Source organism: Pantoea sp. X-Soil-TKNS-1211 (assembly GCF_059730495.1).
Genome location: NZ_AP035953.1, coordinates 1,169,098 through 1,183,501, shown reverse-complemented (window position 1 = coordinate 1,183,501; position 14,404 = coordinate 1,169,098). Strand labels below are relative to the sequence as shown.

15 protein-coding genes and 1 other annotated feature are annotated in these 14,404 nt (G+C 55.5%); of the genes, 5 read left to right on the top strand and 10 right to left on the bottom strand.

The genetic code is table 11. The features are described from left to right. Positions 1 to 206 precede the first annotated feature (206 nt). On the top strand, positions 207 to 1,895 hold the full coding sequence (ybaL, locus tag AC6I8W_RS05545) for a YbaL family putative K(+) efflux transporter (RefSeq protein ID WP_497837309.1): 1,689 nt from the start codon (positions 207 to 209) through the stop codon (positions 1,893 to 1,895). 47 nt (positions 1,896 to 1,942) lie between these two features. On the opposite strand, the gene AC6I8W_RS05540 is transcribed toward ybaL, so the two are convergent. The 4 genes from AC6I8W_RS05540 to AC6I8W_RS05525 all read right to left on the bottom strand — a co-directional run bounded on the left by AC6I8W_RS05540 (position 1,943) and on the right by AC6I8W_RS05525 (position 6,009). Further along, on the bottom strand, positions 1,943 to 3,244 hold the full coding sequence (locus AC6I8W_RS05540; protein WP_497837308.1) for an inosine/guanosine kinase: 1,302 nt from the start codon (positions 3,242 to 3,244) through the stop codon (positions 1,943 to 1,945). Positions 3,245 to 3,301: 57 nt separating this feature from the next. Then, entirely contained in the window at positions 3,302 to 4,261 is a 960-nt protein-coding gene (gene hemH, locus AC6I8W_RS05535) for a ferrochelatase (protein WP_497837307.1), read from the bottom strand. A 114-nt stretch (positions 4,262 to 4,375) separates the two neighbouring features. Continuing rightward, a complete protein-coding gene (adk, locus tag AC6I8W_RS05530) occupies positions 4,376 to 5,020 on the bottom strand; it encodes an adenylate kinase (RefSeq protein ID WP_013508174.1) in 645 nt (214 codons plus the stop codon). A 98-nt stretch (positions 5,021 to 5,118) separates the two neighbouring features. Further along, entirely contained in the window at positions 5,119 to 6,009 is an 891-nt protein-coding gene (locus AC6I8W_RS05525) for a DUF6024 family protein (protein WP_497837306.1), read from the bottom strand. Positions 6,010 to 6,206: 197 nt separating this feature from the next. Between AC6I8W_RS05525 and AC6I8W_RS05520 the strand changes: the two genes are divergently transcribed. Further along, the gene (locus tag AC6I8W_RS05520; protein ID WP_497837305.1) at positions 6,207 to 7,076 is read left to right on the top strand and encodes a LysR substrate-binding domain-containing protein; all 870 of its coding nucleotides are present in this window, start codon (positions 6,207 to 6,209) and stop codon (positions 7,074 to 7,076) included. Between the two features lie 77 nt (positions 7,077 to 7,153). On the opposite strand, the gene htpG is transcribed toward AC6I8W_RS05520, so the two are convergent. From htpG to AC6I8W_RS05490, 6 genes are all read right to left on the bottom strand, one after another. After that, positions 7,154 to 9,028 (bottom strand): molecular chaperone HtpG, encoded by a 1,875-nt coding sequence (gene htpG / locus AC6I8W_RS05515; RefSeq protein WP_497837304.1) that lies wholly within the window; start codon positions 9,026 to 9,028, stop codon positions 7,154 to 7,156. Between the two features lie 98 nt (positions 9,029 to 9,126). Continuing rightward, the gene (recR, locus tag AC6I8W_RS05510) at positions 9,127 to 9,732 is read right to left on the bottom strand and encodes a recombination mediator RecR (RefSeq protein ID WP_208724971.1); all 606 of its coding nucleotides are present in this window, start codon (positions 9,730 to 9,732) and stop codon (positions 9,127 to 9,129) included. Then, entirely contained in the window at positions 9,732 to 10,061 is a 330-nt protein-coding gene (locus tag AC6I8W_RS05505; RefSeq protein WP_021182290.1) for a YbaB/EbfC family nucleoid-associated protein, read from the bottom strand. Before AC6I8W_RS05505 ends, recR begins: the two co-directional genes overlap by 1 nt. A gap of 53 nt (positions 10,062 to 10,114) precedes the next feature. Further along, positions 10,115 to 12,064 carry a DNA polymerase III subunit gamma/tau gene (dnaX, locus tag AC6I8W_RS05500; RefSeq protein WP_497837303.1) on the bottom strand — a complete coding sequence of 650 codons (1,950 nt, stop codon included), beginning with the start codon at positions 12,062 to 12,064 and terminating at the stop codon, positions 10,115 to 10,117. Continuing rightward, positions 10,712 to 10,773 (bottom strand) — a sequence feature (DnaX frameshifting element). Its footprint overlaps the gene before it by 62 nt. A 193-nt stretch (positions 12,065 to 12,257) precedes the next feature. Beyond that, positions 12,258 to 12,809, bottom strand: coding sequence for an adenine phosphoribosyltransferase (gene apt / locus AC6I8W_RS05495; protein WP_013508166.1), 552 nt, complete (start codon positions 12,807 to 12,809; stop codon positions 12,258 to 12,260). Positions 12,810 to 12,959: 150 nt separating this feature from the next. Further along, a complete protein-coding gene (locus tag AC6I8W_RS05490) occupies positions 12,960 to 13,343 on the bottom strand; it encodes a DUF454 family protein (RefSeq protein WP_480369169.1) in 384 nt (127 codons plus the stop codon). A 57-nt stretch (positions 13,344 to 13,400) separates the two neighbouring features. Between AC6I8W_RS05490 and priC the strand changes: the two genes are divergently transcribed. The 3 genes from priC to rsmS are packed head-to-tail and all read left to right on the top strand — an operon-like array spanning position 13,401 to position 14,374. Next, the gene (gene priC, locus AC6I8W_RS05485; protein ID WP_497837302.1) at positions 13,401 to 13,913 is read left to right on the top strand and encodes a primosomal replication protein PriC; all 513 of its coding nucleotides are present in this window, start codon (positions 13,401 to 13,403) and stop codon (positions 13,911 to 13,913) included. 51 nt (positions 13,914 to 13,964) lie between these two features. Beyond that, positions 13,965 to 14,210, top strand: coding sequence for a GlsB/YeaQ/YmgE family stress response membrane protein (locus AC6I8W_RS05480; RefSeq protein WP_497837301.1), 246 nt, complete (start codon positions 13,965 to 13,967; stop codon positions 14,208 to 14,210). An 8-nt stretch (positions 14,211 to 14,218) separates the two neighbouring features. Then, positions 14,219 to 14,374, top strand: coding sequence for a pleiotropic regulatory protein RsmS (rsmS, locus tag AC6I8W_RS05475; protein ID WP_497837300.1), 156 nt, complete (start codon positions 14,219 to 14,221; stop codon positions 14,372 to 14,374). Positions 14,375 to 14,404 lie beyond the last annotated feature (30 nt).

Here is a 14,404-nt window from a genome sequence, read left to right as displayed (position 1 = left end):
GGATTATTTTTCCCTGCCCCCCCTTTATTCAGCATGAATCCTGCCTATATGATGAGATAAGTGAAGAAAATGACGCTTCGGTTGCATTTTTCTCTCTTTTTTTCATTTTTTTCTGCTTATCCCGCTCAAATGTTTAAACGCAGTTAGCGATTGTGCAGTAAACTAGGATGTTACAAGCGGATACATTTGCACACAAGGAGACAGGCATGCATCACACCACACCGTTGATCACCACCATCGTCGGGGCACTGGTCCTGGCATTTCTCCTTGGTATGTTGGCAAATCGCCTGCGTATTTCACCGCTGGTCGGTTATTTACTGGCCGGTGTGCTGGCCGGTCCCTTTACCCCCGGGTTTGTCGCCGATACGAATCTGGCACCTGAATTAGCCGAATTGGGTGTGATTCTCCTGATGTTCGGTGTGGGGCTGCATTTTTCGCTGAAAGATTTGATGTCGGTAAAGTCAGTTGCCATTCCCGGTGCCGTCGCGCAAATCGCGGTGGCAACCTTGCTGGGAATGGGGCTGTCATGGGCATTAGGTTGGTCAATAATGACCGGGCTGGTGTTTGGTTTGTGTCTCTCCACCGCCAGTACCGTGGTGTTACTGCGCGCCCTGGAGGAACGTCAGCTGATTGACAGCCAACGCGGGCAAATCGCTATCGGCTGGCTGATTGTGGAAGATCTGGTGATGGTGCTGACGCTGGTGCTGCTGCCCGCCATCGCTGGCATGCTGGAGCAAGGTAATGCCAGCCCCACCCTGCTGGCGTGGGATCTGCTGCTGACTATCGGTAAAGTTGTCGCCTTTATGGTGCTGATGATGGTGGTAGGCCGCCGCGTGGTGCCATGGATTCTGGCAAAAAGCGCCGCCACCGGTTCGCGCGAGTTGTTTACCCTGGCAGTGCTGGCCCTGGCACTGGGCATTGCGTTTGGTGCGGTAGAATTCTTTGATGTCTCCTTTGCCCTCGGTGCGTTCTTCGCTGGCATGGTGCTGAACGAATCTGAATTAAGCCACCGCGCAGCGCACGACACGCTGCCGCTGCGTGATGCGTTTGCCGTGTTGTTCTTCGTTTCCGTCGGCATGCTGTTCGATCCGATGATTCTGATCAACCAACCGCTGGCGGTACTGGGTGCGCTGGTGATTATCGTAGTGGGCAAATCGGTCGCCGCCTGGCTACTGGTGACGCTGCTTGGTCACTCGCGCCGCACCGCGCTGACCATTTCCGTCAGCCTGGCGCAGATTGGCGAATTTGCTTTCATTCTGGCCGGTCTCGGTATCTCGCTGGGCTTACTGAGCCAGGAGGGACGCAATCTGGTACTGGCCGCCGCCATTCTGTCGATTATGCTCAACCCGATTCTCTTCACCCTGCTGGAGCGTTATCTCGACAAAACCGAGACCATGGAAGAACAGACGCTGGAAGAGGCCATAGAAGAAGAGAAACAGATCCCGGTGGATATCTGCGACCACGCAGTGATTGTCGGTTATGGCCGTGTCGGCAGCCTGCTGGGACAAAAATTGCTGGAAGCCGATGTGCCGTTAGTGGTGGTAGAAAATTCACGGCCGCGGGTGGAAGCGTTACGCGAACAAGGCATCAAAGCGGTGCTGGGCAATGCCGCCCGCAGCGATACCATGGAGCTGGCGCGTCTGGACTGCGCCCGCTGGCTGCTGCTGACCATTCCCAATGGTTATGAAGCCGGTGAGGTGGTCACCGCAGCACGTGAGAAACGCGACAATATTGAGATTATTGCCCGCGCCCATTACGACGATGAAGTGGAATATATTCTTGAACGGGGTGCCAATCGCGTGGTGATGGGTGAACGTGAGATCGCCAACAGTATGCTGCGCATGCTGGAGGAAGAGATTGCGCAAAAGCCGATTGTGCGTGAGTGCCCGATTTGATTTAACAGCGCAGAGGCGCGATAAATCGCGCCGCTGCGGGGTGATATTTACCGGTCCCAGTACGACTCTTCGAGGCTGTCCTCACGCTCTGGCAAGCCGCGCGTCAGACGCGGTGAATGCTGATTTAATACCTGGTAGCTAACGCGGTTGGCATATTTACATACCTGTGCCAGTGACGAGTAAGTCAGATATTCACGCACATGTTTGCTGGAATTCGGCACTTTCTGCCGGTGGAAATTGTTCGCGGTGATATCGTGCAGCAGCGCAGCCAAGGCCGCATCCCCTGCGCCATTGGTATTCATGATCTTCTCGGGACCACCCATATAAGGCGCAATATGCGAGAAAATACGCAGCGGCTGCTGGCAGTCCTGCTGGCGCATGGCGCGGCTAAACTCATTTTGGTTGAATTCAGCAATCGCTCCCGGCAGCAACGGATGGTTGGTTTTACGCTTAAATTCGTCTTCGGTAAAACCCGCCATATACAACCCGGTTGGTCCGGCGGTACAGAGCACCAAATCAACCCAATCCAACGCCATATTGGCCGCCAGTAGCGGATCGGCCTCACCCGTCAGGGCAAAGGCTTCCTCTTCATTCATCGCCACGATGGCGACATGGTCGCGCAGAAAATCACGCCAGAACTGCGGGTTATCCTGAATCACGTATTTGGTGCCCAGCGTTAACACCACCGGCACGTTATGTTTTTTGGCGAACGCAATCGCGCGCAACGTGGCTTCCGGCATCGGTTCACCCGGCTGGCAACGCACCAGATAGGAGGTCAGCACCAACGCTGAGGCACCGGCAATCACCTCCTCCGGGATACTGTCGGCTTTTAGCTGGTTCATCAGGCCGGGACTGATGGCAAAGGTGCGCTCGCCCTGCTCGCCAATCAGGGTAAAACAGCGACCAATCGCGCCATCAACGCCTTGCAAATAGTTGAGATCCATCCGGCTGGAGGTGTTGCACAGGTAACGGTAGGCGTAGCTGCCGATCTGGATGCTGTTGCACATCACACCTAACAGCACCGAACGGTCATCGGCCAGCACCGAATAGTTATGCAGCGTGTTGCCAATGGTGCCACCGGCAAACTGATGACTAATCAACTCATCACGCATCAGATCGTGGTACAGCGCTTCAGCCGTGGCATCATCAATCACCAGCGAATGACCGGCGCTCAGGCCGTAGCGTTGCAGAAAGTCATCATCGACTTTGGCTTCAATATCCACCAGCGTCTGATCAATGCCCACGACCCAACTGCCCTCCACCTGCTCTTGCTGCGTAGCTTGCAACAGCGGATCGCGCGCGCTGACGGGGAAATAGTGTTTGGATTTACGTTTGCCGGGAAATTTCATGAAGGATGCCGTCTGGAAAATCAGGCAGAGAATGATAACACATTCTCTGCCGCTCCCTTAACGGCGCGCGTTGACCAGTTGCACCATCATGGCAATGTGCTCGTCATCGGCGTTCAGAGCAGGGATATATTCAAACTTCTCCCCACCCGCGTGCAGGAAGAACTCGCGGTTCTGCTCGCTAATCTCTTCCAGCGTTTCAAGGCAGTCTGCGGCAAAGCCCGGACTCATCACCTGCACATGCTTAATGCCTTTGGCGGGCAGCCCTTGCATGGTTTCGTCCGTGTACGGCGTCAGCCATGGCTCACGGCCAAAGCGCGACTGGAAGGTCATCATGATTTTGTGTGGCGCGATGCCGAGGGCTGCGGCCAGCGCATCCGTGGTGTCTTTGCAACGCAGTGGGTAGTCATCACCTTCGTTGGCGAAGCGCTGAGGGATACCATGATACGACAGCACCAGCAGATCCGGCTCACCATGCTGCGCGAATGAACGTTCGACGGACGCCTTCAGGGCAGCGATATACGCCGGGTGTTCGGCATAATCACGAATAAAGGCGACTTCCGGCAAAGAGCGCAGCGGTTTGAAGCTGGCAGACAGGCCATCCCATACGGCCGCAACCGTTGAGCAGGAGAATTGCGGATACAGCGGCAATACGATCAATTTGGTGACGCCCTGGGCCAATAAGCGCTCAACTGCGCCTTCAAGACTGGGCTGACCGTAGCTCATGCCCAGCTCGACCGGCATATCGATCTGCTGCGCGAGCGCATCACGCTGCCGTTTACTGAACACCATCAGCGGTGAGCCTTCCTCCATCCAGACCGATGCGTAGAGCTTAGACACCCGCGGCGAACGGAACGGGAGGATGATAAAGTTGAGAATCGGCCACCACAACCAACGCGGCGTATCGACCACGCGTGGGTCACCGAGGAATTGTTTCAGGTAACGTTTAACCGCTGGTGTAGTGGGTGCGTCTGGTGTGCCTAAATTAACCAGTAAAACCCCGGGCTTTTCTTGCCTCATTGTATTTCCTTGCTGTCGAAACGAATGGGTCAAAATCGTGGGAAATTGTAGCGGAAAAAGCAGGAGGGGAAAGCAATTGCTGCAAAAGGGCCGGCAAACCGACCCTTATCTGACTTAACCGAGGATGGCAGCCAACTGAGTACTCACTTCAGCAACCTGGCGGGTGCCGTCGATTTTGTGGTACTGGGTGTTACCGGCTTCGGCTTCTTTGCTGTAGTAAGCAATCAGCGGCGCGGTCAGCTGATGGTATTCCACCAGACGCTTACGCACGGTTTCTTCCTGGTCATCTTTACGCGTGGTCAGCTCTTCGCCGGTCACGTCGTCTTTACCTGCCACTTTTGGCGGATTGTAGGTGACGTGATAAACGCGGCCAGACGGCGCATGCACACGACGGCCAACAATGCGATCGACAATCAGTTCATCCGGCACAGCAAACTCAAGCACAAAATCGACGTTAATACCGGCTTCTTTCATGGCATCAGCCTGCGGAATGGTGCGTGGGAAGCCATCAAGCAGGAAACCATTTTTGCAGTCTTCCTGAGTAATACGCTCTTTAACCAACGCAATCACCAGCTCGTCAGTCACCAGTTTACCGGCATCCATAATAGCTTTCGCCTGCTGACCCAGTTCGGTGCCCGCTTTCACTGCCGCACGCAGCATGTCGCCCGTGGAGATTTGCGGAATACCGTATTTCTCCATGATGAATTGAGCCTGAGTGCCCTTACCTGCGCCCGGTGCCCCGAGCAGAATAATACGCATTGCGTAATTCCCCTTGCGAATCGCATTGATCAATCTGAGAAGGCGAAGACCATACCACTATGCCTCGCCCACCACAAGGAAAGGGGCCGTGGTTACGGCTAATGTCCTACTTTACTGCCTTTTGCCACCGATACCAGCCCGACGCGGGATTTTTCCCCATTTTCAGAATTGCGTCCGCTGCTTAACAGCTCGCGCAGCCGCTTCGTCAGTTTTCCCGTCATATTCTGGCTTTTGTTGGCGCTGCCACGCACATTGGCGCACAACAGTACACGCCCCTTCTCGGGCCACAGATGGAGGTCAGGCTGCGGTGCCTGTGGCAGCTTGCCCGGCATGATCGGCAGAACCGCAAATGACAAGCCGGGTTGTTGCAGAGATTGCAGCGAAAACGGCGCTTCCAGGGTAATAGTGTCAACACTGGCAATATTGTAAGGCCGCCATTGCGTAGCGGTCATCTGTGCCAAGGCCTGCTCCGGTGCACCACCCAGCGCCAGTCCGTGTTCGAACAGGCGCAATTCACTGCGTACCAGGGTGCTGAAATCATGGGTGCGCAAAGCGATCAGTACCAAATCTGTGCCCAGGTTCGCGTGACGATCGAGCCGTGTGACAAACAGCCGTGCCTCGCTAATCAGACGCCGGTGCAGCAGCGTGGCAAAAGACTCGGATGCATCTGTGACGCCCTGGCTCTCGCATTCAACCAGCGCACGCACGCGGCCACGAAATACATCAACATGTTCAACCAACGATATATTCCCTGCCATCACTGGCACCGACGGTAACACACTCAATTCACTGACGGGATATTGAGAAGCGTAGCGTGTCTGATTGCGTGCCTGTTCCTGGCGTAAAAACAACTGGGAAAGCAATACCCGTGCAATATGCAATGAAGGTGCAAAGAACAGGTCGTACTGTTCAAGCCGGTAATGGCGGGAAAGCTGGCCGCGAAGCTGATCGCGCGCCGCCGCCCTGGCAGAAGCATTCTGTGAAGCCATCGCGTGATTATTCTCTGTTTATTGTGCTGTGTGATGGCGGATGAGGAGCAGGTCCATGGCGGAAATTACCGGCGTAAACACAGAGGCGCCTGCCAGTCAACCCGCCAGAATCAGGGGGAAAGGTTAGGGCAATGCGGCTGGACTTTAAAATGATATAAACTGACAATCCCTGTTAGGTTTTTACACAGGGGATGAGTATGACCGGGCTACCTTCGTTACGTGCACTGCATTATTTCCACCAGGCGGCACTACACAGCAGTTTTAGCGTAGCCGCCGAACGTTTGCATGTGACCCACAGCGCCATCAGCCATCAGGTTCGACAGCTGGAAAGCTGGATGGGTAAGCCTCTGTTTGTCCGTACAAATGGACGTGTCAAATTAACCTCACATGGTGAGCGATTACTGGTCAGTTGCCAGAAAGCTTTTAGCGAACTTTCCACCACCTGTGAAAGTATTCGCACCGGCATGCGCCACCATCTCAGCGTCTCCTGCGCGCCGAGTTTCCTTTCCCAATGGCTGATCCCGCGTATTGGCAGCTTTTATCTGCGCTATCCCGATATTGAGATCCAGTTTCAGCAACTGGTGGAGATCGATCAGTTGCGCAGCGAACACACCGATGTCCTGATTCACAGTTATGAACAAACGCCCGATGAAGATATCGATGCCACTCTGGTCAGCGATGATTACATCGGCCCACTTTGCGCACCGCAATTTGCCGCACGTTTTCAGAATGAGCAGGATCTGGCGACTTTACCGCTGCTGCATGCCGACACGCGGCTTCACGCCTGGGCAGAATGGGCCAAAACCAGCGGCACACGCGGGAATTTCTGGGTGGGAAAACACTTTGACAATCTGACGCTGGGTATCCAGGCAGCGAGGAATGGCCTTGGGGTGATTATGGCACCGCGTTTACTGGTACGGCAGGAGTTACACGACGGTACGCTGATTGCGCCACTTGGCTTTGTACGCCTGGATCGCGCAACCTGGATGATGACCAAGGCGTCACGTCAGCATGATGCGGAGATTACCTTGTTCCGTGATTGGTTAAGGGATGAGGCGCAGCATTAAAAATCTCCGTACCCGCGCGATAAATCGCGCCGCTACGACAGATGGAAGGGCGCCCCGAGGGGTCGCCCTGATTAATCTTACGCGGTCAGCAGCTGATTCATACGACGAATAAACTGGTTGGGATCGTCCAGCGTGCCACGCTCAGCCAGTAACGCCTGATCAAGCAGCAACTCGACCCACTCGCCAAAGCGGCTTTCATCCTGGGTATCCGCCACACGTTTAACCAACGTATGATCCGGGTTCAGTTCAAAGATGTATTTCACATCCGGCACTTCCTGGCCCGCCGCCGCGAACAATTTCGCCATCTGGGTGGTCATTTCGTTGGCATCGGTGGTGACAATCGCCGGGGTGTCGGTCAGACGGTGGGTTAAACGCACCTCTTTGACGCGCTCGCCCAGCAGGGTTTTCACGCGATCAACGAACGGCTCCAGCGCTTTTTCCGCTTCCTTCTGTTCTTCGGTCTCTTCGTCTGCCAATTTGCTCAGCGATTCGTCCGCTTTGCTCACCGACTGGAAGGTTTTACCGTCAAACTCGGTGAGGTAACTCATCATCCATTCGTCGATACGATCGGACAGCAGCAGTACCTCAATGCCTTTCTTGCGGAACAGCTCCAGATGCGGGCTGCTCTTGGCGGCGGCATAACTGTCGGCGGTGATGTAGTAAATCTTGTCCTGACCTTCCACCATGCGGCTCAGGTAGTCGTCCAGCGAGATGGTCTGCTCAGCACCTTCGCTTTGCGTGGTGGCAAAACGCAGTAGCTTCGCGATCTGCTGCTGGTTAGCCTGGTCTTCCGCCGGGCCTTCTTTCAGCACCAGACCAAACTCTTTCCAGAACTGTTGATATTTTTCCGCGTCATCTTTCGCCAGTTTCTCCAGCATTTGCAGGCTACGCTTGGTCAGCGCACCACGCAGGCTCTGGGTAACACGGCTGTCTTGCAGGATTTCACGCGAGACGTTCAGCGGCAGGTCGTTGGAATCGATCAGACCACGGACAAAACGCAGGTAGTTCGGCATAAACTGCTCGGCGTCGTCCATGATAAATACACGCTGAACATACAGTTTCAGGCCGTGTTTGTGGTCGCGGTTCCACATGTCAAACGGGGCGCGTGCCGGGATGTACAGCAGGCTGGTGTACTCCTGCTTACCTTCCACGCGGTTGTGGCTCCAGGCAGCCGGCTCGCTAAAGTCATGGGCGATATGTTTGTAGAATTCGTGGTACTCTTCGTCGCTGATTTCAGCTTTGTTACGCGTCCACAGCGCCTGGGCTTTGTTGATCTTTTCCCAGCTGGTGGTGTCGCTCTCTTCATCTTTGCTTTCGATTTCTACCGGCAGCGCGATGTGATCGGAATACTTACCGATAATGCTGCGCACACGCCAGGCATCAAGAAATTCATCCTCGCCTTCACGCATATGCAGGGTGATTTCCGTACCGCGATCGGCTTTCTCGATCTCCGCGAGGGTATATTCGCCCTCACCGGCAGATTCCCAGAACACGCCTTCATCGGCGCTGGCACCTGCTGCACGGGTACGCACCGTGACTTTGTCAGCTACGATAAATGCCGAGTAGAAACCGACACCGAACTGGCCGATCAGTTGGCTGTCTTTTGCCGAGTCAGAACCCATCGACTCCAGGAACGCTTTGGTGCCTGATTTCGCGATGGTACCAAGGTTCTCAATTACCTCATCACGACGCATGCCGATGCCGTTATCACTCAGCGTCAGCGTACGATTTTCCTTGTTGACCGAGATCCGCACACGCAGATCGCCGTCGCCTTCATACAGATCCGCTGCCGACAGCGCGCGGAAGCGCAGTTTGTCAGCCGCATCGGAGGCGTTGGAGATCAGTTCACGCAGGAAAATCTCTTTATTTGAATAGAGGGAATGGATCATCAGGTGCAGAAGTTGTTTTACCTCTGACTGGAAGCCACGCGTCTCTTGTCCTTTCATGGTCATTGCTACCTCAACTGAATCGGGTTGATCGAACGTTGAAGAAGAGATGGGGATGGTGCGGAGAATTTCAAGCCGGTATCAATGTTGATACCGGCAAGTGGTTAAAATTTAATCTTGTGACGTCCGGCCAGCGAGTGCGACAGCGTAGTGCCGTCAACCATCTCCAGCTCACCGCCCACCGGCACACCGTGTGCAATACGGCTGGCATCCACGCCGTACTGGCTGCACAGCTCGGCGATATAGTTGGCCGTGGCTTCACCTTCCACCGTGGGATTGGTCGCGAGGATCACTTCCTGCAACGTTTCCTGCTCCAGGCGCTGCTCCAGACGATCCAACCCAATATCCTGCGGGCCGATACCATCCAGCGGCGACAGATGGCCCATTAGCACAAAGTAGCGGCCGGCAAACTGCCCGGTCTGCTCAATGGCGTGGATATCCGCCGGACTTTCCACCACGCAAATCTGGCCGTTTTGCTGACGACGCGGATTGGCGCAGATGGTGCAGATTTCCTGCTCGGTGAAGGTGCGGCAATCGGCACAATGGCCGATTTCCGACATGGCGCGGGTTAACGCCTGCGCCAGACGCATGCCACCGCTGCGATCGCGCTGCAATAGATGAAACGCCATACGCTGCGCCGACTTCGGGCCAACACCCGGCAGACAACGCAACGACTCCATCAAAGATTCAAGCAGTGGACTGGTTTGCATCAGAATGGCATCTTGAAGCCTGGCGGCAGTTGCATACCGGCAGACACGGAAGCCATTTTCTCTTTCTGGGTTTCATCGATACGGCGCGCGGCATCATTGAACGCGGCAGCGATCAGATCTTCCAGCATGTCTTTGTCATCTTCCAGCAGGCTCGGATCCACTTCCACGCGACGGCAGTTATGCGCGCCGTTGATGGTCACTTTGACCAGGCCAGCACCTGATTCGCCAGTGACTTCCAGCGCGGCGATCTCTTCCTGAACTTTGGCCATTTTGTCCTGCATCTGCTGGGCCTGCTTCATCAGGTTGCCCAATCCGCCTTTTCCAAACATAGTCTTCTCTCTCTGCTGGGGCTGCGTCGCACGCTCATCGCGCGGCAGCATGTTCATACGGGTCGAATACTCTCTTCATCCAAATCCGCGTCAAAGAAACGACGCAAGGTCTGAATGTGGGTATCGCTAATGATCGACTGACGCGCCTGCGTCAGTTTCTCTTCATAAATGGCCTGACGCCATTCCAGTGGCGTCAATACCGCAGAATTATCGTCTTCAATAATGGTCAGTTCAACCGTCTGACCTGCCGCATGGCTGAGCGCTTCGGCTAACGCCTGCCGCGCGGCACCTGAATTCAGATGGCGCTGGCTGCTACGCAGATGCAGACATACCGCGCCATCACCCTGTTCTTTCCATGCGTTGAGCGCCAGTTGCTGCACCAGTTTCGGCAATGACAGCGCGGCAATTTCCGCCGCCCAGGCATCGCGTTGCTGCGCTTCTTCCGCCAGACGTTGTGCCAGCTCAGGGGTTTTCTCATGCTCCAGCGCTGAACGCAAGGCTTTTGGCGTCGCAACTGGCTCGGCGATTACCTCGGTCGGCGTTTGTGCTTTCCAGCGGTAAGCTTCCGGTTTTGCCGCCGCTTTTACCGCCGGTTCAGACGCACGTCGCTGCACCCGTTCCGTGACATTTGCCAGGCGTTCCAGTGCCGCATTAGCCGGCCGCGCGGAACGCGCTGCCGGCTCACTCTTTTTTGCTTTGCTGGCTCCCTGACGCAGCAACTGCGTACGGGCCTGTAGCAATTGACTGGTCGCATCCGACAGATTTTCCGGTGCAGGAGCCATATCAGGATAATCGGCAGGAATTGGCGGTACTTCAGTCTGTGGTGGTGCCATTTGTGGCTGTGCCGCCACCGACGTCGGAGTCGGAGCCACCTGAGGTGTCAGCACCGGGCGTGGAACCGGTTCGGCAACCAACGCCTGCGGGTGAAACGCCAACGCACGCAACAGCGTCATCTCCACACCCAGACGGCGATCCGGTGCCAGTGGCAGATCTTTACGCCCCATCAGCAGCGTCTGGTAATAAAGTTGCACATCCGCTGGTGGCAAGACGCGCCCCAGCTCGCGCAGACGTTGTGCCTGGCTGACATCATCATCGCTGAGGGAACTGGGCAGCAATTGCACCATGGCGATACGGTGCAGCAGGCGTAGCATTTCCACCAACAACGCTTCCCATTCGACACCGCGCGACGCAGCCTGGCTCAGCAACGCCATCACCTGTTCACCGTTACCGTCGCTCAGCGCTTCAATTAACGCCAGTGGTTGTTCATCGTCCAGCGTCCCGAGCATCTGCGCCACGCTATCGCGCGTGACGCTGCCCTGCCCCATCGCTATCGCCTGATCGGTCAGGCTGAGCGCATCACGCATACTGCCTTCGGCGGCGCGCGCCAACAGTTGCAGCGCACGCGGTTCGGCGGCGATCTGCTCCTGCTGAAGAATATGCTCCAGTTGCTGGCGAATCTGTTCCACATCCAGCGCTTTGAGATGGAACTGCAAACAACGGGATAAAATGGTGACCGGCAGCTTTTGCGGATCGGTAGTCGCCAGCAGGAATTTGACGTGCGACGGCGGCTCTTCCAGCGTTTTCAGCAGCGCGTTAAAGCTGTGACGTGACAGCATGTGCACTTCATCAATCAGGTAGACTTTGAAGCGGCCACGCGCTGGCGCATATTGCACGTTATCGAGTAAATCGCGGGTATCTTCGACCTTGGTGCGTGACGCCGCGTCGATCTCAATCAGATCGACAAAACGTCCCTGCTCGATTTCGCGGCAGTTATCGCACACGCCACAGGGTGTGGAGGTGATACCGGTTTCGCAGTTGAGACCCTTCGCCAGCAGACGCGCAATCGAGGTTTTACCCACGCCGCGGGTGCCGGAAAAGAGATAAGCATGATGGATTCGTCCCAGTGACAACCCGTTGGCCAGCGCAGTCAGCACATGTTCCTGACCGACTACGTCAGCGAAAGCCTGGGGACGCCATTTTCGCGCAAGTACCTGATAGCTCATGTGGATTCGATCACTGGATTTGGTTGAGTTGGCACAGCGGCACGACTAAAGAGCCGAAGCCCACTGTCAGTAAAAAGGGGAAAAATGCTGCTTTGCAAACCCTGTTTATTTTGGCAGTAGTTTAACAGCCAACACCAAAGATGCCTATAACTTTGCGGAGATGCGCCCCGCCACATGACGGAGCGCGCTGGCCTTAGTGGCCGGGGAAATTCACCAGACTGAAGCAATCGAGGCCCATCGCTTTCAGACGCGCTTCGCCGCTCAGGTCGAACAGGTTAATAATGAAAGCGGCATCTTTCACTTCACCACCTGCACGACGGATTAGCTTAACGGTGGCTTCGATGGTGCCGCCGGTCGCCAGCAGATCGTCCACCACCAGCACCACATCACCCGGCTGAATAGCATCCTGATGCAGTTCCAGCGTGTCAGTACCGTACTCCAGTTCATAGCTTTCGCTAAACGTCGCTCGCGGCAATTTGCCCGGCTTACGTACCGGTACAAACCCTACGCCTAAACCCAGCGCGACCGGCGCGCCAAACAGGAAACCACGTGCTTCCGTCCCTACCACTTTGGTGATGCCTTTGTCACGATAACGCTCGACCAGGATGGCAATCGACGCCGCATACGCTTGCGGGTCCTCCATCAGACTGGTGACGTCACGGAACAGAATGCCCGGCTTGGGGTAGTCAGGAATGCTTTTGATGCTGTTTTTGATGAGTTCAAGCTGCTGAGCAGTTGCGGTCATAGTGTTACGCCTGGTGAAATCTCTATTTCGCGCAGCTTCCATAGCGCCAACACCCGGGAGACCGGGTTAAGCGAAGTCAGTTCACAGAGGGAAGCCACGCACGAAGAGGCCCAAATCTAAGCAAATGGTCGCCTAAATGCAACCCTGTCGCTACGTTTCGCGTTCGTCTGTACTTTCTGCCACCACCGGAATCCGCCACATAAACAGCAACAACACGCACAGCATGATGCCGAGCATAATGCGCACCCACAACATGTGAACCAACCAGATGGACACGGCAAAAGTAAGGATAATCAGCAGCATGGCGCGACCTTTCGCCCCCGGTGGCATCGCACGATGACGCTGCCAGTGGCGCAGATAACGACCAAAAGGTGAGCGCCATAACAACCAGTGATGAAAACGTGGTGAGGATCGGGCAAAACACCAGGCCGCCAGCAACACGAATGGCGTGGTGGGTAATAAAGGTAATACAATCCCCAGCGTACCCAGCACGATCGCCAGCCAGCCAAGGCTCAGTAATAAAATGCGTTGCATAACTGATGCCTGATAAAATCGATACCGCAATACGTTAACACAGTCGGGAAAAGAGTGATGCCCTTGCCGCACCCACAACAACGTCTTCAATCCACCCTTGCGCTGCTGCGCCAGCAAATCGCGCAGCAACCGGATGGCAGCTGCCGTCAACCGCGCTTTGATGCGCAATTGTTCCATTGCAAAGGGACGCGACTGGCCGACTATTTGCAAGAGCTGGAACACAATGTCGCCCAGCTCACCGCCGCTGACCAGGATGTTGCACGCCGTCAGTGGCTGGCTGATAAAGTGCTGGATCAGATCGCCGCCTTACAACGCGAGTGTCAAAGCCAGCAACTGCGTGTGCCGCGCGAACGACCGCGCACCGATGTTAAACAACAGAAACGCGAAGAGTATCGCGGCTATGAGACACGGTTGCTGGGGATGATCGCCGAACGCGAGCAGCATCTGCACCATGCCGAAACCCTGAGCGTCCAACAGCAATTGATTCGTGAACTGGAGCAACTTCACCTGCGACTGGGGCGCTGTCGTCAGGCCATCCATAAGCTGGAGCTGCAATTTACCGCACGGTAAGCGCAGCGATCTTTCCTCTATACTTTTCTTTCCTGAAATGAGGAGTTGCATATGGCTTTTATCGCCTGGATTTTGACGGGTCTTGCCGCTGGTTGGCTAAAACGGGTGCTGTTTCCCGGGCGGCCTGGAGGGTTTATGGTTACGCTGGTACTGGCGGTAATAGGTGCGCTGATCGGCGGCTATATCGCCAGTTATTTTAACGCGTGCGATATGGTAACCCTCAGCTTTGCGACCTTCGGCATGGCGCTGGCTGGTGCCGTGGTGATGCTGCTGGTGGTGATGAAATTACGTATTTAGGAGAAGCGATGTCACTGGAAACGGCACCAGACGAAATCAAACTGGCTGTGGATTTGATTCAACTGCTGGAAGAGAACCAGGTTCCCACTGCTACAGTGCTGGCCGCACTGGCAATTATCCAGCGCGATTATGAGCAGAAAAAAGCAGCGGAAAAATCCCCGTAACGGCGCGATTTATCGCGCGGGTTCTACCAA

Coding starts and splice junctions, on each gene's coding strand:
- dnaX (WP_497837303.1), bottom strand. CDS start 12,064: ATGAGCTATCAGGTACTTGCGCGAAAATGGCGTCCCCAGGCTTTCGCT.
- AC6I8W_RS05520 (WP_497837305.1), top strand. CDS start 6,207: ATGACCGGGCTACCTTCGTTACGTGCACTGCATTATTTCCACCAGGCG.
- priC (WP_497837302.1), top strand. CDS start 13,401: ATGCCCTTGCCGCACCCACAACAACGTCTTCAATCCACCCTTGCGCTG.
- recR (WP_208724971.1), bottom strand. CDS start 9,732: ATGCAAACCAGTCCACTGCTTGAATCTTTGATGGAGTCGTTGCGTTGT.
- AC6I8W_RS05525 (WP_497837306.1), bottom strand. CDS start 6,009: ATGGCTTCACAGAATGCTTCTGCCAGGGCGGCGGCGCGCGATCAGCTT.
- ybaL (WP_497837309.1), top strand. CDS start 207: ATGCATCACACCACACCGTTGATCACCACCATCGTCGGGGCACTGGTC.
- AC6I8W_RS05540 (WP_497837308.1), bottom strand. CDS start 3,244: ATGAAATTTCCCGGCAAACGTAAATCCAAACACTATTTCCCCGTCAGC.
- AC6I8W_RS05505 (WP_021182290.1), bottom strand. CDS start 10,061: ATGTTTGGAAAAGGCGGATTGGGCAACCTGATGAAGCAGGCCCAGCAG.
- adk (WP_013508174.1), bottom strand. CDS start 5,020: ATGCGTATTATTCTGCTCGGGGCACCGGGCGCAGGTAAGGGCACTCAG.
- apt (WP_013508166.1), bottom strand. CDS start 12,809: ATGACCGCAACTGCTCAGCAGCTTGAACTCATCAAAAACAGCATCAAA.
- rsmS (WP_497837300.1), top strand. CDS start 14,219: ATGTCACTGGAAACGGCACCAGACGAAATCAAACTGGCTGTGGATTTG.
- AC6I8W_RS05480 (WP_497837301.1), top strand. CDS start 13,965: ATGGCTTTTATCGCCTGGATTTTGACGGGTCTTGCCGCTGGTTGGCTA.
- hemH (WP_497837307.1), bottom strand. CDS start 4,261: ATGAGGCAAGAAAAGCCCGGGGTTTTACTGGTTAATTTAGGCACACCA.
- htpG (WP_497837304.1), bottom strand. CDS start 9,028: ATGACCATGAAAGGACAAGAGACGCGTGGCTTCCAGTCAGAGGTAAAA.
- AC6I8W_RS05490 (WP_480369169.1), bottom strand. CDS start 13,343: ATGCAACGCATTTTATTACTGAGCCTTGGCTGGCTGGCGATCGTGCTG.